The sequence below is a fragment of the Spirosoma sp. SC4-14 genome, from assembly GCF_037201965.1.
Taxonomy (GTDB): domain Bacteria; phylum Bacteroidota; class Bacteroidia; order Cytophagales; family Spirosomataceae; genus Spirosoma.
Map to the genome: position 1 here is coordinate 3,781,368 of NZ_CP147518.1, position 17,439 is coordinate 3,798,806.

Below are 17,439 nucleotides of genomic sequence, written 5' to 3' on the forward strand. Positions count from 1 at the left end.
GCTATCTATTCTATGAGACCCTTTTCATTTGCCCGGCCTAAAGACCTCGCTTCGGCAGTGACCCTTCTGAGCGCAAATCCGAACGCAAAATTCCTCGCTGGGGGAACTAACCTGCTGGACCTGATGAAGGAAGACGTAGAACGACCCAATGCGCTGATCGATATTAACGGGGTAGGGTTAACAGAAATTAAAACCATTGCATCCGGAGTAAATGAAGGAGGGATATCGTTGGGAAGCCTTGGGAAAAATACGGACGCTGCCAATCACTCACTCATTCGTCGGCACTATCCGCTGTTAACACAGGCAATTCTGGCTGGAGCTTCCGGACAGATTCGCAATATGGCTACAAATGGTGGCAACCTGTTGCAACGGACACGCTGCCCCTATTTTTATGAGGTAGCCATGCCCTGCAATAAACGCGAACCCGGAACGGGTTGTGGCGCACGGGAGGGGATCAATCGGATGCACGCCATATTCGGATGGTCCGACAAATGCGTTGCTGTATACCCTTCAGATATGGCTGTGGCACTGGCGGCATTGGATGCTGTGGTGCTGGTGAGAGATGTCACAGGACAGGAGCGAAGCATTCCGATTGTCGATTTTCATCGGCTGCCGGGCGAGGAGCCCGAAAAGGATACCAATCTGGCGCATGGCGAACTAATTACGGCTATTATACTCCCCCGAAATGCGTTTGCCGGGAAATCGTATTACCTCAAAGTGCGCGATCGGGCTTCCTATGCATTTGCGCTCGTGTCGGTTGCCGCGGCCCTTGAAACAGAACAGACCAACGGAGCCACTAACCGGATTGCAAAGGTCAGAGTTGCCATGGGTGGTGTGGCCCACAAACCCTGGCGAGCCTTGAAAGCCGAACAGTTTCTGGTAGGAAAAGAAGCTACCGAAGCTAATTTCAGACAGGCTGCCGATGCCGAAATGGCTGATGCGAAGCCGCTGGAATACAATCGGTTTAAAGTAGAACTAGGTCGAAGAAGCATTGTGCTGGCCTTGCAAATGGCTCTGAATGGGGGTAGGGTATAAGTAAAGTCGACAGAATCATGGCAGATAAAAACAAACTAACGGGCACACCCGTCAGTCGTATCGACGGAATCGCCAAAGTAACGGGAAAGGCCACCTATTCAATGGATTACCCCGTCAGAAATCTGGCGTATGCCGTTATTTTCAAAAGTACGATTGCGGCCGGCACCATTCAGAACATCGATACTTCCGATGCCGAAAAAGCCCCTGGTGTGCTGGCCATCATTACCCATAAAAATGCTCCGAAACTCAATGTACATGGTGGTATTCGCGGAGGAGCTTTGCTGCAAAGCCCCGAAATTGAGTTTTATGGGCAGCATATTGGCCTGGTTGTGGCCGAAACATTCGAGCAGGCCAGGTATGCGTCGCATCTTATCCGGGTTAAGTATGAAAAAAAAGAACCTAAAGTCGATTTCGAAAAGCTGGCTTCCGGAGCCGTCCGGCCAAAAGATAAAGACAAAGCCGACGACATACGGGGAGATGCCCAAGCCGAACTGAGCAAGGCAACCCTCAAAATAGAAGAAATTTATGGAACACCGATAGAACACCATCAGCCCATGGAACCCCATGCCACCATTGCCGAATGGAATGGCGATTGGGTGACGCTCTACAATAGTGCTCAGATTGTGAATGGAGCGCAAAGTGCAGCGGCTGCAACGCTTTATCTCAAGCCAGAAAATGTGCGCATCATCTCACCGTTTATTGGTGGGGGGTTTGGGTCTAAAGGAGGGCAGTGGGCCAATCTGGTGCTGACAGCGGTGGCGGCCAAACAGGTCGGCCGACCCGTAAAATTAGCTCTTGCCCGACAGCAGATGGTCAATTCGGTGGGCCTGCGGCAACGGAATATTCAGAAGGTGAGTCTGGCGGCTACGAAGGATGGGAAACTGACGGCGCTGGCCCATGAGATTACGACCCATAGTGCTATCGACAATGAATTTATAGAACCCTGTGGCGATTGCTCGAAGATCATGTACGATGTGCCCAACTCGCTCATCACCTATCGCGTTGTGCCTATGCATGTGATACTACCAACCTACACGCGCGGTCCGGGCAAATCGACGGGAAGTTTTGCGCTTGAGTCGGCTATGGATGAACTGGCTTATAAGCTCAAAATGGACCCAATTGATTTTCGGCTCAAAAATGAGCCCGAACGTGATCCATCCAATAATAAGCCATGGTCGTCGCGAACCACGGTGCAATGCCTGCAGGAAGGAGCCAACGCTTTTGGCTGGGAAAAACGAATGGCTGAACCCCGGCAGAATCAGCAGGGCGAATACTGGATTGGCTATGGCGTAGCCTGCGGTACCTATCCAGCCCATCAGCGGCCCAGTTCGGCTATTATCCGGCTAAAACGGTCGGGTAGTGAGATTTCGGCTGCCGTTGAGCTGGCTGCAGCCGATTTAGGGACCGGTACGCATACCATACTGGCGCAAACGGCTGCCGATGCACTGGACCTGCCACTACAGAGCATAACGGTAAAAATTGGTGATTCGGATCTACCCCCGGCAGCAGGATCGGTGGGGTCGGTAGGAGCTGCCAGTTATGCCAATGCCGTGAACGATGCCTGCCAGAAAATTACGGATGAGCTCATCGCCCGATCGGGTAAGCAATTTTTTGCCCGCCCAACGGCATCGCAGTTGATGCGAGCCGAAAAAATTACCGATTTTCAGACCAGAATAGAGGCAAAGCCACCCGAAACGGCAGACCAATACTCGTGTCATAGCTTTAATGCCAACTTTGCCGAAGTGGCCGTGCATAAGGCTACGGGCATGGTTCGGGTCAACCGGTTTCTGGCCGTAACGGGGGGAGGAACAATTCTAAACCCTAAAACAGCGCGTTCGCAAATCATTGGCGGAAACATCTGGGGCATTGGCATGGCCCTAACCGAAGAGTCGATTCTCGATCCACGCTGGGGCAATTTTGTAACCCGATCGCTGGCCGATTACCATGTTCCCTCCAATCTGGATATCCGGTCGATGGAGGTCATTTTTATTCGGGAAAACGATCAGGCTGTTAATCGATTGGGGGTGAAAGGGATTGGCGAAGTAGGTATAGTTGGGGTTGCCGCTGCCATTGCCAATGCCGTTTTTAACGCAACTGGCAAACGAATACGGGAATTGCCCATAACACCTGATAAACTTTTGTAGACGTATATACTTACCCGGCAGATAGTAGCGGAGCTATTCGTAGTTCAGAGGCACCCATTTATATAAGTTTTTGTCGATATGTTACCTATTTGGTTTATATTTATATGTTTTATTTGCCTATTTTAGCTACTTTTGGTTATTTAATCCAAAAAAAATAGCCTATATATTTGAAAAAGTATAATATGAGTTAATTTTTTGTCTAGCTTGCCTCAGCTAAAAACTGCTTTACTCAAATCGTTACAATGGCAACTGGCATTATTCAATTATTAAAGAGACACAAAGCCCAAGTACTGGACACCTGGATTCAAAAACAACTGGCAAATGAAGAATTGCGGGAAGATTTGATGACAAACGATGACTTGCGCACCCAATCGGAAGAATTAATAGATATGTTAGCTAAGACGCTAACTGAAGAAAATATCAATCAGATTGACTCTGCTGATTTTGACGAGGTATTTGAGTTGCTGGCAACAATTTCCATCTCCAGGGCTCGTCAGGGTTTCTCGCCCCGTGAAACAGGATTGTATATTTTTAGTTTAAAAGAAGCCATTTTTGAGTTGCTTCAGAAGCAGTTAGTTGATGCCCCGGCTACGCTATACACGGAAGTATTGAAAGTGAGTCGTTTGCTCGACAGCTTTGGTGTTGTTACGCTGGAAACTTTTATCAAAGGCCGGGAAGAAGTTATTTATCGCCAGACGGAAGAAATAGCCGACATTTCGACCCCGGTTATTCAGGTTTGGGATGGCATTCTGGCATTGCCAATTATTGGCACACTCGATAGCGCCCGTACGCAGGTAGTAATGGAAAGTCTGCTTCAGCGGATTGTGGATACAGGTAGTTCAATTGCCATTCTGGATATATCGGGCGTTCCGGCTGTCGACTCGCTGGTAGCGCAGCACCTCATTAAGACCGTTAGTGCTACCCGGCTCATGGGGGCCGATTGTATCATTAGCGGCATTCGGCCCGAAATTGCTCAGACGGTAGTACATCTGGGTATCGATCTGTCGAATATCATTACAAAAGCGTCGCTGGCCAGTGCCTTGAAGCATGCCTTTAGTATGAATAAACTGGTTGTAAAACGAATTGATGTAGTCGAAAAGAAGGCTTTTTAATGTATGGATAAGATACCTATCCTGCGAATGGGTCAATTTCTTCTGGTTACCATTCAGATTGATTTATACGACCGACTGGCCTTAAATCTGGAAACAGACCTTGTCAGTATGGTTCATAAAACAGGAGCGCGGGGTGTACTGATTGATATTTCGGCCGTTTCGATCGTCGATTCATTTATGGGACGAATTCTGGGCAACATTGCAAGCATGACCCGGATACTGGATGCAGAAACAGTGGTTGTTGGGATGCAGCCCGCCGTTGCCATCACGCTGATTGAACTAGGCTTGTCCTTAACTGGAGTTCATACGGCGCTGGATGTTGAACGGGGCATGGCTTTGCTAGAGACAAAGTTGGGGCCAATGGACTTAATGGCCGACGAGGATGATAACTCTGAGTAAGGACAGCATGGCAATTACCCGCGAACAGGATGTAGTTCCTTTTCGAAACCGGGTTAAAGAACTGGCCATTAAAATAGGAATGGGCCTGGTCAATCAAACCAAGCTCATTACGGCTGCCAGTGAATTAGTGCGAAACATGCTCCGGTATGCGGGGCATGGCGAAGTCAGAATGGAAATTATAAGTAAGGGCCGGGAAACAGGTATCCGGCTTACATTTACAGATAAAGGACCGGGGATTGCCGATATTAGTCTGGCCATGCAGGATGGTTACTCAACTGGTAAAAGTCTGGGGCTGGGCCTGCCCGGTGCTCGTCGGCTGGTCAATGAATTCGATATAAAAAGTGAACCAGGCGAGGGTACAACCGTTACTGTATTAAAATGGAAAAATGGATAACGCTCCACATGTACGTTTTCTGGTTACCGATCGGAGCTTTCTGGCCTATCTGAAAAAAGGAATCAGTCAACTTGCCTTACAGGTAGGCTTTGCCCCGCAACGCTTGAGTGCCATCGATTTGATCGTTGCTGAAATGGGGTCAAATTTAATTAAGCACGCGGGCGGAGGGGAAATTTTGGTGCGGCATTTTCTGACGTCCGATAACGCTGGCCTCGAACTAATAAGTATTGATAATGGCCCAGGTATGGCAGAGCCCGTCAGAATGATACAGGATGGCGTATCAACCACCGGAACACTTGGCCACGGACTAGGATCGATAAATCGACTGGCGGATTTTACCCAGCTCTACTCGCAGAAAGGATGGGGAACAATTTTGTTGGCACGAATTTATAAAAAGCCACTTGTAATGGCCCGGCCCGAGAGTTTCGAGTACCGATCTGTTGTAGTAGCTAAGCCTGGTGAAACCGTAAGCGGAGACGGTTGTTATGTAAAACTGACGGCCAGCCATATAAAATTGTTTCTGGGCGACGGTTTGGGGCATGGACCCGAAGCAAATTTAGCGGTTCAAACCGCCATCAATGCATTTCGACTCTGTGCCGAACATCAACCGGTAGCCATTGTTCGGCAGTTACACCGCTCGGTAACTAAAACCCGTGGACTGGTTGGTGCCGTTGTTGTGTATGATACACAAAATAAGCAGTGGAACTGGTGCGGTGTCGGTAATATTTCAACGCGGATCAGTGGTTCGCTCAGGACAAAAAATTTTTTGTCTTACAATGGTATCATTGGTATGAATCTTCCCAATTCCATGAATGATCATGCCTTGCCATTTGAACAGGGGCAGTTGCTGATGATGGGGTCCGACGGACTTCAGTCAAGGTGGGATATTACAAAATATACGTTGATACACCGGTACGATTTAAGCATTCTGGCGGCTGCAATCTATAAGGATTTCGCCCGGCAAACCGACGACACCTCTATTTTTATTGGCAGAGTGAAGGCAGATCATGGAAGAACTAGTTAAAGTTGGGCTCGATAATGAGATGGATTTGATTCTGGCCCATAAACGAGCCATGAAACTATCGGAGCTGGCTGGCTTATCGCTGGCTGCTCAAACTACCTTTGCTACTGCCGTTTCCGAAGTAGCCCGCTATGCCATGGAGCATGGCGGTAGCCCGGTGCTATCGTTGGGGGCCGACCGTCTGGCTCGCGGTGGTTCGCTGATAGCGATAATTGAAGATAAAAATTTATCGATTACAAATCCGCTCCACCAGGGATTGATGTATGCACAGCGTCTGGTGGATAAACTAGAAATTACCAATACGGGTAAATCAAGTTTAATTAACCTGTATTATAGTTTGCCGGTATCCCGCCGAATTAAACCTGATCGGTTTGCCGACTGGCGTGCTCAGTTTAGAGCTGATCTGCCTGTTTCGGCCTACGATGAGATTAAGCAAAAGAATGATCAGTTGCAGCAGTTGGCCCTACGCCTGCAAGCCAGTGAAGAGCACTACAAACGGGTAACGAATTCGTTGCCGCTGATGATTTTTACCATTAATCAGGCGGGGCAAATACTGTATGGCAACGATTGGGTAAGTCAGTTTACGGGGTGTTCGCTCCAGACGCTTAACCAAACCAAATGGGCGCCCGTGCTACATCCCGACGATTTTATCGTTTTTTGGGAAATGTGGAATCAGCAAACGGTTCATAGTCAGGCTTTTCGGTGGGAATGTCGGCTTAAAGAAGCTGGTTCACAAACCTATATGTGGCATCTGATTTCTGCACAGCCCGTGAAGGGCGAATCGGAGAAGGTTACGCTCTGGACAGGCTTTGGCGTGAATATTCATGCTCAAAAAATTGTTGGGCAAACGCTTCGGGAAAACAAGGAATTAGCGCAGGCAAAGCAAGAACTCGAGCATTCGCAGCAGGAACTTAAGGTAACAATTGATCAGCTCAATGAAAGTAATAATAAGCTAAGTCAGTTTGCCTACATTGCCAGCCACGACCTTCAGGAGCCATTGCGAAAAATCCAGCAGTTTGGCGACCTGCTCAAAACACGAAATGCAAATTTACCTTCAGAAGATTTAACCTATCTGGAACGAATGCAGGCTGCGGCAGGCCGCATGTCGACATTAATAAAAGATTTGCTGATTTTTTCCCGACTGTCGACTCGCCGGGAAGTTGCCTTACCTATTTCGTTAAGCCAGGTTGTTTCGCTTGCTCTTGATAATCTGTTGATACCTATTCAGGAAACGGGTGCCCAAATTCAACTAAATCCGTTGCCTGTTGTGGTGGCAGATGCCTCTCAGATAGGGCAACTATTTCAGAACCTGCTGAGTAATGCCATTAAGTTTCACCAACCTCAAACCATTCCGCAAATCACGGTTAAATCGGAGCTGGTAAAGGCTATCGACCTACCCAATTCGCTCAAACATACGTCTTCGGCCGAGCAGTTTTATCGGATCGATGTAGCCGATAACGGAATTGGTTTTGATGAGAAATACCTTGACCGGATTTTTCAGGTGTTTCAACGACTGCATTCGTCAAGGGAGTATAGTGGTACCGGAGTAGGACTAGCGATATGTGAAAAAGTAGTGAATAACCATGGCGGTGTCATTACGGCCACGAGTCAACCCAATCAGGGAGCTACTTTCAGCGTTTACCTGCCAGCCTAAAATCGGGCATTAGCATATCATTCATACTGGCAAATTAAGTTCATAACTTCACCAATTCTGCGCGTAGCCGATGCGTCCGACACATATTGCGGGCAAACTGGAAATGACCTTTGGGTACCATCAGATAGAGTTTGCCCTTCTGGCGGCTTGCCAGGAGACTGATAAGCTTAAGTTTCGAGAGTAGGCGCTGGATCTTATCGGTCTTCAGGATAACCTCAAAATACGATTTATTACTGAACGATTTGCCCGTTACATCGGGCGTGAAGGCCACATCGTCCTGTACCCGTTCGTAGCGGATGGGAGTTTCATACGTATTGTTATCGGGTAAGTTAGCCCGAATTTCATCAAAACCATGTTCCTGGGCCCAGTTAATTACTTCGGGGAAATACGTTTGTTTGTTCATGTTTATTGTTGTTTAGATTGAATACTGATTAAATAATGAGCCGAACACCACAGAGTTGTTCAACTCGATACTGAAACCGCTGACCGGGCGAGCCGATAAACATAAAATTGGTCGGGATCTGCCATTGGGCCGACAGCTCACTGATGAGCTCCGGCCCAAAATGACCTTCAATTTTCTTGTACGTAATATCGATGTCGGGATAAGCCCGATCGAGCGTTTCAATATCCCGGTGTAAATTTTCGGGAGCTTTAAAATGGTCATTTTCAACCGTTACGATCAGCAGTCGATTTGTTTCTTCGTTTTCCTGAATGTAGATCATCACCCGGTTGAGCGATGCGATATCGTCGCCTTTCGAGAAGAAGACAAACTCCTGATCATTAATTTTCTTAATCGTTCGGTTTGTCCAGCTCGTGAACCGTTCAATTCCCTGTTTGAGTGGTTTAAAAAAGTAAAGAATAACCGATAAGGCGCCCCGTAATAGCAACGTACGGTCCATCATCATCAGCGCCAGCATAAACGTAGGAATGAAATATTCAAAAAATACCAGCACATAGTGCGGATTAAGCATAATGTTACCGGCTAAGGCTGTTCCAACGGCTATCAGGGCTAGCAGAACTGAGCTAACGGGTGCAATTTCGGGCCGGGGCAGGCGTTTTCGCCGAAGTTTGAGCAACAGATTGCCAATACCAAACAACCCCATTACCGACAGAAAGGAAATGGTATAGACCCCTGCTAATGCCTGAAGTGCTCCACCCGTGCTGAGCAAAACCGATACGCAAAGTCCAAAAAATACCAGCAGAATATAATAGGGGGCCTGTCGGCCATTTTCTTTCAGCAGAAACTGCGGAAAGATACGGTCGAGGGTCATCCGTTTTATAAGGCCGCTTACACCAACAAAGGAGGTGAGCACCGCACCGCTCAAGACCAGCACTGCATCCAGCGAAACAAGCCACGAAAGCCAGTGACCACCTGCCTGTTGGCCCATAAAGGCCAATAAGGATTCCTGATGATTCTGAACATCATTTACCGGAATCAGGCACAGGGCCAGAAGGGCAATAAGTGGATTAAATACCGTAACAATAATCCACATATTCCGGAGGGTTTTTGGAAAAACACCCCGAGCCTGTTCTTCAACGTAATTGGCCGAGCTTTCGAATCCGGAAATACCCAGCATGGCCGCCGAAAAACCAGCAAATAATTGAAACGAAAGACTATGTTCAGACTTTGTTGCAAAATTGAGGGAAAACTGGCTCAGCCCGTTGGTGAGTACATACCAGCCACAGGTTAGGCATAAAATGACCAATGTGGCCAGATGCAGAATAAAAATAACAACGGCTGCTTTTGACGATTCTTTTAGCCCGAGCAGGTTCAGCAGAAAGAAAAGAAACAAAAGTCCAATGGTGCCTAGTATGATGGGTAAGCCGGGGCTGAACGAGGTCGCGTAATGAATGGCTTCGTTGGCCGAAATTACACTGGTAGCTACGTAGGACAGAATAGTCAGGCAGGCGGCCAGCGATGCCATTGACTTGTTGGTCGAGTTGAGAAGCACATTGTAAGCGCCACCGTTCAGAGGTAAAGCGCCAACAACTTCGCCGTAGATTTTGCGAAACAAAAATAACGTACCCCCTACCAGCAGCAATGAAATCCAGGCAAACTGTCCTGCATATAAAATACTGAGCGATGAAACATAGAGACAGGAAGAACTAATGTCGTTACCGCAAATGGCCGATGCCGGTAACTCGCTTAATTTGGTATGGTTTTCCATCAAACAGAACTAGCTTAGAAATCCTTTCTTTAAAGCAATACTAAGCATTCTGGTGGTTATTTAATAATGTCGGAGGTAGACTCCATTGAAACACCATCTGCTACCGTCTGGGCAGCATTCGCAACAACGGCCCTCCCGAAACCGGAAACATCCAGGCTATTGGGAGGGTCGTCGTTGCGGACGATTTATGTATGTTCAATGTATGAAAGATGTAAGTAGACTCAACTGGCTAGCGGAAAACCAGATTGATTTAGCATCGGAAACAAAGGTATAGACTTACCTTTTGCCGGGTGTGCCCGCATAGGGGTTGATTTTTGTGGCTTGATGCACAACACCGGACGTTTTGCCTGACTGATAATCTGTTTAAAAAAAGGCCCTACAAACAGATGCCGAATATTGCTGGCATGGTCGGCCGTTATAATGATAAGATCCGCATTTTGTTCCTCTGCCTGTTGAAGTACTGTATGTACAGCCGAATTCGTATGCGATAGTAGTGAATCGGCTTCAAGAGCATCGTCTAAAATATGCTTACTCAGTAGTGCCATATTGATATTGATAGCTTTACCCGCATCGGCCTCCAGATTATTGGCTAACCCCAAAATGGTAAGATGGGCGTTATTTTTACGGGCAATAGTTCGGGTAAACTCATACTTTGCCATATTGCCTGGCACGGGACGGATTGGGAATAGTATTTCCCTGAATTCACGCACGTTGGCCTGTTCGGGTACGGTCAGTACGGGGCACGGAGCCCGATTGATAACATGATAGGCTTCGGACCCCATCACATACTGGAGCAGGCCTGTGGAACCATGGGTGCCCATTATAATCAGATCAGCTCTGAATTCGGTAGCAGATTCAGCAATCCGGTCAACTGTTGGACCGATCCGACATTCGGCAGAGTAAGCCACCGAGTGATCGCTAAGCATTTTATCGGCCCATTGGTGTAGCCGCTGGGTCTCGGCTTCAAGAACTTCTTCGTGCGGCATAGATACCGCCAGACTATCAATGGCAGCGAACGTATAGTATTCAGGGCTAAGAACATACAGCAGCCTGATTTCGGCTTTGTGTCGCTGGCTCATTGCAATAACCAGATTCATAATATCTGGTGAGGGCTGGTCCAGATCGATAGGAACCAGAATTCGATTTATAGTTATAGTTTCCATAGGTATATGTGTTTAGGGAATGATAATGGGGCTGCTACATTTGGTATAGCAGTCCCGTTCGTATTGTATAGGTTTCAATTGGGTTAGGAGCGAGAGCGCTCGAGTGAGTGATTTAGAAAAACCAGAAACTATTTCTCAAGCCAAATTCTGTTGCTCCCAGGTAGTTGTTTTTGGTATACAGTTTAACTTTATAGACGCCCGCAGCTACCGTATGCATAGGTTCGTAATCAATGGTAACGGTTTGCGGATTAGTTGAGAAATCAACCGTTTTAACCGCATGTACCGGAATCTGAAGCGCAGAATTACTAACATGGATGGTTTCTGTATGTAGCGCTCCATCGACAGGGTTATTTTTAAGGTCAGTGATACTGACATAAATAGGTTCAACACCTTCTGTTTTCCAGGTAGAAGGCAACTTGAACGAAATCTGAAGCTGTTTGGCCTTTCTGGCTTTTGCGGTCAGCTTCGAGTTTGGTTTCCGAATGTCGACCCGGAAATTATCGACGGTCACCAGTGCTTTTGTGGCCATCAGTTCGGTATTGAGTACGTTGGTTTTGTCCGCTAATGAAGCCATCGTATGTTTCAGGCCCGTATTGTCAGCGAGTACCTGTTGGTTCTGGGCCTTTAGTTGTACTAGTTCAGACTGTAAATTATTCCGTACGTCTTCTAGTTGAGTTAGCTGCTGCTGTAGCCGTGAATTGTCGGCTATGGTTTGCCGACGTAAGCTGCTGAGCAGTTTGTTTTTGGCCTGGAGTCTGTTTTGAACCGACTCCATCTGTGCTTCCAGCTTATCGTTGCGGACAGCTGCATCGGTCAGTTGAGCGTTCAGATCGTTGCTGATTTGTTGAATATCCCGTTCAAGAGTAAGCTTTACCGAGAAGAGTGAATCGGCCCGAAGTTCTGTTCTGTATTTCTCTTTTGTTAAGTTGCTGGTTTTGTTCCAGTAATATAGGCTGCTGCCCAGTAAAAGCAGCGATAAAACGGCCAGCCAGATGGTAGCCGTATTGGTTTGTTTATAATTCATAGCTGTATAATTTTTGGATAGAATATAAATTTGTATGCCAATAATATACCCATCTGCCCTTAAAGACAGCTTAAGAATTGCTTAGAAATTGCTTAGTAAGGAGATGATTTAACTCGTTTCTTCGGCAAGAAACGAGTCAGAAAGAAGAGCCTGGGCTGGCTTTAAGGCAAAAGCGAAACGGTGTTCCCATAGGAAACAGCCATAAAACGATTATTCAGTAAGGAGTTAACGGCCCTGGTTGTTCAGTGGGCCTGTAATGTATTGGGAAGAAATCGGCGTAATTTTCTGATTTTGGTTTGCTTATGGCTGGCAATTGCCCTTGGCTTCTTCCAGCCGATCCATTACCCGGTTCAGGAATCGCAGATGGGGGCGAATGATGATCTTTTTCTTTCCGGCTTCGATACGCTCAATTTGATCGATGATCCGATTTTGTTCCAGTTCCATTTGGTTAGCCCGATCCTGCCAGAATTCTTTTTTCATTACTATGGGTAGCTAGAGGTAAGCGAGGGTGCTCTTCGTTGAAGAGCGAAATATTTTAAGCAATATAAGCAGAGTGTGGGGATGCTCCAAGTAGAACGACTTACATAGCAGAAAATTAATTGCCGTCAGCCGAAAGCGATGCCGTAACGATACGGTTCACAAGTTGCCGATCCCGTAAACACCGAAAAGCATATTGGTCAGAATTCTAAAAAGTATATGAATTTGCCGGGATCGGTTTACGGTACCTGACTTGCAGGCTTACCGAAAGCCCAGAATTCGCAACAACTGATCTTTAAACCGAATGAGAGGAGGTTTAGACTCTTCTGCCAGATTATGAACCTGAATGACTTCTCCCGGCAATTGCTCAGCAAGCTGATTTTTAATTGACAGAATAACGGCTGGGTCAGGTTTTTTCGATTGAATCGAACGAACAGCGTCAATTGGGACCATAATCTGTTTTGTGCCCGTTTTTGTTTTTACCCAAACCCAATAGGTCACTTCGTCTTTTTGGGAATGGTTTAGATACTGGACGGCGCCACTCATTCCCAACAAGAGCTCGATGGGGTCTTTCTCAAATCTGTCGCGTATGTTCATTAAGGCAGTTCGTTGTCAGTTACCTAAATGATGCACTACAGAAGCGAAAAGCTGCATGGGTTGATAAGGATTTGCCCAATAACGGCAATCGCTACAGAAAACAGGAACCAACCTAATGCAGTATTGAAGCCAGCTCACTGCCTGATAGCCTTTTAGAAAGGCTATACTGCTTTTTCAAGGGCGAAAAAAGTGGTCGTTAGGGAGGGAATCGTTATCGTGAATAATTGACAATCAATTAACTACTAAGAAAAATAAATAGAACAAACTAGGAATTGCCATTTATTAGGGCGTACTTCGTTGCAAAGAAAAACAAAATGCAAGAAGGAACTGTAAAATTTTTCAATGAAACCAAAGGGTTTGGTTTCATTAGTCCTAGTAACGGCGGTGCCGATATATTCGTACACATGTCGGGTCTGATTGATCAGATACGGGAGAATGACAAGGTGAAATTCAATGTCGAGCAGGGAAAGAAAGGCTTGAACGCAGTGGATGTCGAGCAAGCTTAATTGACCGATATAATGAACCAGGTAAAAGAAGCACGCCTTTCAGGCGTGCTTCTTTGGTATAAAGCCTTTAGTGATCGACGGTGTGTGGGGGCCAAAGGGCAATCAGTGCTTTAACCCATCAGCTAAAATCGTTTGTCGCCTTCATCGGTTGGTTCAAAACCCAACCAATGGCGAACAAAACATACGACTGCCGTTCAGCTCCATTACGATTAGCTGTAGGTTGGGAGTGGACATTAACTGGCCGAAATTGTACCTTGCGGAAAAAACATGTTTTGTTATTTATTATGAAGAGGAATCAACTTTTACTTAGTTCTGTAGCCATCCTATTGACCGTCTGCTCCATCACAACCGCTACCGCACAGTTAAAAATACCAGCCGCTAGTCCCTTTCAAAGCACCAAACAAAGTTTTGGGTTAGGCGATATAACGATCGACTATTCAAGACCAGCCGCGAAAGGACGAGTGATCTTTGGCGATCTGGTTCCGTTTGGCAAAGTGTGGCGCACGGGCGCTAATGCAACAACTAAAATTACGTTTTCCGACGATGTAAACGTGGCCGGAAAGGAAGTAAAGGCCGGAACCTACGGCTTATTTACGATTCCGGGTAAAACAAGCTGGCAGGTGATGCTGTCTAAAGAGTTGAATTTGGGAGCCAATGTTGCCGATTATAAACTAGAAAATGAAGTAGCGCGGGTTGAGGTAAAACCAACGACCCTGCCCTATAAAGTAGAAACATTTACAATCAACATTGCTGATATTCTGCCTGGTTCGGCAACATTGGAAATCATGTGGGATAAAACCCGCATCGCTGTGCCCTTAACGGTTAATATCGATCCAATTATTTCCCAGAACATTAAGGCATCAATGGCGTCCGATAAACCAGCCTATTTTGAAGCCGCCAGTTATTATTACGATACAAACCGGGATTTGCCACAGGCGCTGAGCTGGGCTAGCAAAGCGGTTGAACAAAATCCGAATGCTTTTTGGATTATGTTATTGAAAGCCAGAATAGAGCTGAAACTTAAAGATAAGCAAAGTGCCATTGCCAGTGCCCAGAAAACAGTAGAACTGGCTACTACTGCCAAAAATGCAGACTACGTGAAAATGGCCAATGATTTGATCGCCAGTGCAAAAAAATAATTTTGCGACCAATTCCACCAACTGATTAAAGAGTTCATTGGCGGCAAACGTCGTGGACTTATTCCTCAAAAACGCAGTGCCAGACAACTGGTCTGCGTTTTTGTTTAAAACGACACTTTACCTGTTATAGCGAGTTCCTTATTTTCAATTCATGCTTCACCGCTCCCGGCCGTCAATAGCTAACCGCCACAAGAAGAGAGTTATTTCCTGAAACGTTGCTTTTACGTAAAGCAATTGATCAGCCAATGACCCCTGTTTATCCCTCAATTTCCTTACTTCACTCTCTTGTTCCAGCACGAAGCCGTATAAATGAGTAAGATTACAATGCTGTAGCTACATGCACCACTACAAACTGGTTAATCTGATCTCTAATCGTATGAATGTGTTTGCTCTGGTTGTTCTATCGTTATTTATTCTAAACTTAGGCATCGCATTAGGTGCAGGGTTGTATGAGGCAAAAATGATTATGCCTCTATGGTTTCATAAATCAGCTAAAGTTGGGTATGTGGTCAATTCTCGGGCCATGGATGAAGTGAACGCTGGGCGAAAATTTTGGGCATATGTCACCACGGGCCCTTTAACGCTCCTTACGATGGCCAACCTGGCGCTGGCCTGGCAGTTGAAGCTACCAGGTTATGAGTGGTGGCTTGTTGCCGCATCGATAACCCTGATCGAGCGGATTGGTACGTTTTCATTCTTTATTCCCACCGCAATCAAATTGCAGATGTCCGATCAGCTAGCTTCCGAGCGGGTAAACCGTTTAGTGGCTCTTTGGATTGGGCTTAATTATGTCCGAAATATATGCACCTTACTATCTTTTGCGGCCGCTTTGGTGGCATTCACTTTTATAGCATAGGCCATGCGGCTCTTGCAAAACGATAAAAGGCGGTTGTGCAGTCATTTTTGCATTAAGACTCCTGCAAAAACAAAAAATGCCCAAATCGTGCTGATTTGAGCGTTTTTTTGAGTGACCACGGGGAGACTCGAACTCCCATGCCTTGCAGCACCACCCCCTCAAGATGGCGTGTCTACCAGTTTCACCACGTGGCCTATTGCTGTTTGCGGGTGCAAATATAGATGTTTGAATTTCTTCATGCAAACAGACTTGTTTTTCTTTTTACATTTTGATGCGACTTCCTGCAAAAGTGGCTGGAATTTTGTAATTTTAGTCCTCCAATAACATGTAAAGTTCAATAAGGATGGCGCTGGAATTAATAGGAAAGCTTATAAAAGTAATGCCCGAAGTAACCGGTCAGGGGCGCAATGGGGCATGGAATAAACAGGAATTTGTCATTGAAACACTAGATAGTCAGTATCCTAAAAAGGTATGCATGACTGTCTGGGGTGACAAAGCCGCTGATTTAAAACAGTTTGCTGAAGGGGATACCCTGAAGGCTACCTTTAGTGTCGAGTCGCGGGAATATAACGAGCGTTGGTATACTGAACTTAGAGCATTTCGGCTCGAACTGGCCGATGGGGCTGATAGCGGCTATGCTGCACCTGCACGCCCCGCTCCAGCCCAGCAACCACGCCCTGCTGCGCAAAGCCAACCCGTGGCTACGCCATTCAACACATCGTTTGATGAAGAAAGTAACGACCTGCCATTTTGACGTTTCTGGCTGTCATACAACAAAAAAGGAAGTAGAGCTTTTGTCTCTACTTCCTTTTTTGTTGTATGACAGCCAGAAAAAAATCCAGCTATGTTTCTGGTGATTCGGCTGGGATTCGAACCCAGGACCCATACATTAAAAGTGTATTGCTCTACCAGCTGAGCTACCGAATCGTATTCGTGATGCGTTCGTGAATAAATGCCGTATCCCTTAAACGCGGTGCAAAACTATGGCCTTATTTCGATCAATGCAAGCCTTTGTCCTTAAAATAAGCCTATTTTTTTGTTTTTTGGCAGGGTCGCCACTGTTGCTGGCGGCCACAATAGACCCTATACGGCATGCCGATTCGCTGTTTGCCGCTGGGGATCAGATCAATGCTGCCCGACTTTATGAAACGGCGCTAACGCAGGGACGATTGGCAACTGATGCCATGTTATTGAAACTGGCAAGTGCCTACGAACAGGAGAATAATGTGCCCCGGCAATTATATTACCTGCAAATTTATTTCGATCGGCATCCCGATGATGCCGTACTTCGGCGGATGAACGATATTGCCCGCGCTAATAATCTGAATGGGTACGAAACCGACGACCTCAATTACTTTTATTTGTTCTACAAAAAATATGGCGTGTACTTCCTGCTTTTCCTGCTTTTCCCGGCAGGCTATGCTTTTGGCGTGCTTGCCATAAAGCTGGCACGCAAAGAAACTATTCCGCTCCGCCAGAAATGGGTATTGTTAATCTATTTGATTGGATTACTGCTCTTTGTCAATCTGCCCGAACGTGTTAAATCCGGAATTACCAGTCAGGATCGGGTACTGCTTCGGACTGATCCATCGGCGGCCGCACCCGTGGCTGAAGTTATAGGGCGTGGGCATAAGGTAAACATCATTGGTAGCCATGATATTTACCTGCACGTTTTCTGGCATAACGAACTCTATTACGTCCGTCGCGATAACGTGTGGGTTATATAAATGATTGAATTGTAAAAATTCAA

At 46.4% G+C, this 17,439-nt stretch carries 18 protein-coding genes and 2 tRNA genes; 12 read left to right on the forward strand and 8 right to left on the reverse strand.

What is annotated here, in order from left to right; genetic code table 11:
• The first annotated feature begins 12 nt into the window (after nt 1-12).
• The 7 genes from WBJ53_RS15450 to WBJ53_RS15480 all read left to right on the forward strand — a co-directional run bounded on the left by WBJ53_RS15450 (nt 13) and on the right by WBJ53_RS15480 (nt 7,759).
• On the forward strand, nt 13-1,035 hold the full coding sequence (locus WBJ53_RS15450; RefSeq protein ID WP_338877050.1) for a xanthine dehydrogenase family protein subunit M: 1,023 nt from the start codon (nt 13-15) through the stop codon (nt 1,033-1,035).
• Nucleotides 1,036-1,052: 17 nt separating this feature from the next.
• The gene (locus tag WBJ53_RS15455; RefSeq protein ID WP_338877051.1) at nt 1,053-3,179 is read left to right on the forward strand and encodes a xanthine dehydrogenase family protein molybdopterin-binding subunit; all 2,127 of its coding nucleotides are present in this window, start codon (nt 1,053-1,055) and stop codon (nt 3,177-3,179) included.
• Nucleotides 3,180-3,421: 242 nt separating this feature from the next.
• Nucleotides 3,422-4,291 (forward strand): STAS domain-containing protein, encoded by an 870-nt coding sequence (locus WBJ53_RS15460; RefSeq protein ID WP_338877052.1) that lies wholly within the window; start codon nt 3,422-3,424, stop codon nt 4,289-4,291.
• A 3-nt stretch (nt 4,292-4,294) separates the two neighbouring features.
• Entirely contained in the window at nt 4,295-4,690 is a 396-nt protein-coding gene (locus WBJ53_RS15465; RefSeq protein ID WP_338877053.1) for an STAS domain-containing protein, read from the forward strand.
• 7 nt (nt 4,691-4,697) lie between these two features.
• Nucleotides 4,698-5,084: an anti-sigma regulatory factor gene (locus WBJ53_RS15470; RefSeq protein ID WP_338877054.1), complete on the forward strand. Its 387-nt coding sequence runs from the start codon at nt 4,698-4,700 to the stop codon at nt 5,082-5,084.
• On the forward strand, nt 5,077-6,108 hold the full coding sequence (locus WBJ53_RS15475; protein ID WP_338877055.1) for a SpoIIE family protein phosphatase: 1,032 nt from the start codon (nt 5,077-5,079) through the stop codon (nt 6,106-6,108). The genes WBJ53_RS15470 and WBJ53_RS15475 overlap by 8 nt, the downstream gene beginning before the upstream one ends.
• Nucleotides 6,092-7,759, forward strand: coding sequence for an ATP-binding protein (locus tag WBJ53_RS15480; RefSeq protein ID WP_338877056.1), 1,668 nt, complete (start codon nt 6,092-6,094; stop codon nt 7,757-7,759). Before WBJ53_RS15475 ends, WBJ53_RS15480 begins: the two co-directional genes overlap by 17 nt.
• A gap of 40 nt (nt 7,760-7,799) precedes the next feature.
• Here the strand turns inward: WBJ53_RS15480 and WBJ53_RS15485 are convergent, their stop codons facing one another.
• The 6 genes from WBJ53_RS15485 to WBJ53_RS15510 all read right to left on the reverse strand — a co-directional run bounded on the left by WBJ53_RS15485 (nt 7,800) and on the right by WBJ53_RS15510 (nt 13,188).
• A complete protein-coding gene (locus tag WBJ53_RS15485; protein WP_338877057.1) occupies nt 7,800-8,162 on the reverse strand; it encodes a hypothetical protein in 363 nt (120 codons plus the stop codon).
• 28 nt (nt 8,163-8,190) lie between these two features.
• Nucleotides 8,191-9,927, reverse strand: a complete 1,737-nt coding sequence (locus tag WBJ53_RS15490; RefSeq protein ID WP_338877058.1) for an APC family permease — start codon at nt 9,925-9,927, stop codon at nt 8,191-8,193.
• 221 nt (nt 9,928-10,148) lie between these two features.
• The gene (locus WBJ53_RS15495; RefSeq protein ID WP_338877059.1) at nt 10,149-11,090 is read right to left on the reverse strand and encodes a universal stress protein; all 942 of its coding nucleotides are present in this window, start codon (nt 11,088-11,090) and stop codon (nt 10,149-10,151) included.
• Nucleotides 11,091-11,202: 112 nt separating this feature from the next.
• The gene (locus tag WBJ53_RS15500) at nt 11,203-12,114 is read right to left on the reverse strand and encodes a hypothetical protein (RefSeq protein ID WP_338877060.1); all 912 of its coding nucleotides are present in this window, start codon (nt 12,112-12,114) and stop codon (nt 11,203-11,205) included.
• A 300-nt stretch (nt 12,115-12,414) separates the two neighbouring features.
• Complete coding sequence (locus WBJ53_RS15505; RefSeq protein WP_338877061.1) at nt 12,415-12,594, reverse strand: hypothetical protein; 180 nt, start codon at nt 12,592-12,594, stop codon at nt 12,415-12,417.
• Nucleotides 12,595-12,852: 258 nt separating this feature from the next.
• Nucleotides 12,853-13,188 carry a hypothetical protein gene (locus tag WBJ53_RS15510; RefSeq protein ID WP_338877062.1) on the reverse strand — a complete coding sequence of 112 codons (336 nt, stop codon included), beginning with the start codon at nt 13,186-13,188 and terminating at the stop codon, nt 12,853-12,855.
• Between the two features lie 314 nt (nt 13,189-13,502).
• On the opposite strand from WBJ53_RS15510, the gene WBJ53_RS15515 reads away from it, so the two are divergent.
• From WBJ53_RS15515 to WBJ53_RS15525, 3 genes are all read left to right on the forward strand, one after another.
• Nucleotides 13,503-13,694: a cold-shock protein gene (locus WBJ53_RS15515; RefSeq protein ID WP_338877063.1), complete on the forward strand. Its 192-nt coding sequence runs from the start codon at nt 13,503-13,505 to the stop codon at nt 13,692-13,694.
• Nucleotides 13,695-13,978: 284 nt separating this feature from the next.
• A complete protein-coding gene (locus tag WBJ53_RS15520) occupies nt 13,979-14,833 on the forward strand; it encodes a DUF2911 domain-containing protein (RefSeq protein ID WP_338877064.1) in 855 nt (284 codons plus the stop codon).
• Nucleotides 14,834-15,209: 376 nt separating this feature from the next.
• Nucleotides 15,210-15,689, forward strand: coding sequence for a DUF1772 domain-containing protein (locus WBJ53_RS15525; protein WP_338877065.1), 480 nt, complete (start codon nt 15,210-15,212; stop codon nt 15,687-15,689).
• Between the two features lie 112 nt (nt 15,690-15,801).
• Here WBJ53_RS15525 and WBJ53_RS15530 read toward each other — a convergent pair.
• Nucleotides 15,802-15,883 (reverse strand) — tRNA-Leu (locus tag WBJ53_RS15530).
• 149 nt (nt 15,884-16,032) lie between these two features.
• On the opposite strand from WBJ53_RS15530, the gene WBJ53_RS15535 reads away from it, so the two are divergent.
• Nucleotides 16,033-16,443 carry a DUF3127 domain-containing protein gene (locus WBJ53_RS15535; RefSeq protein WP_338877066.1) on the forward strand — a complete coding sequence of 137 codons (411 nt, stop codon included), beginning with the start codon at nt 16,033-16,035 and terminating at the stop codon, nt 16,441-16,443.
• Nucleotides 16,444-16,540: 97 nt separating this feature from the next.
• Here the strand turns inward: WBJ53_RS15535 and WBJ53_RS15540 are convergent.
• A tRNA-Lys gene (locus tag WBJ53_RS15540) sits at nt 16,541-16,616 on the reverse strand.
• Between the two features lie 56 nt (nt 16,617-16,672).
• Here WBJ53_RS15540 and WBJ53_RS15545 point away from each other — a divergent pair.
• Nucleotides 16,673-17,416 carry a hypothetical protein gene (locus WBJ53_RS15545; RefSeq protein ID WP_338877067.1) on the forward strand — a complete coding sequence of 248 codons (744 nt, stop codon included), beginning with the start codon at nt 16,673-16,675 and terminating at the stop codon, nt 17,414-17,416.
• Nucleotides 17,417-17,439 lie beyond the last annotated feature (23 nt).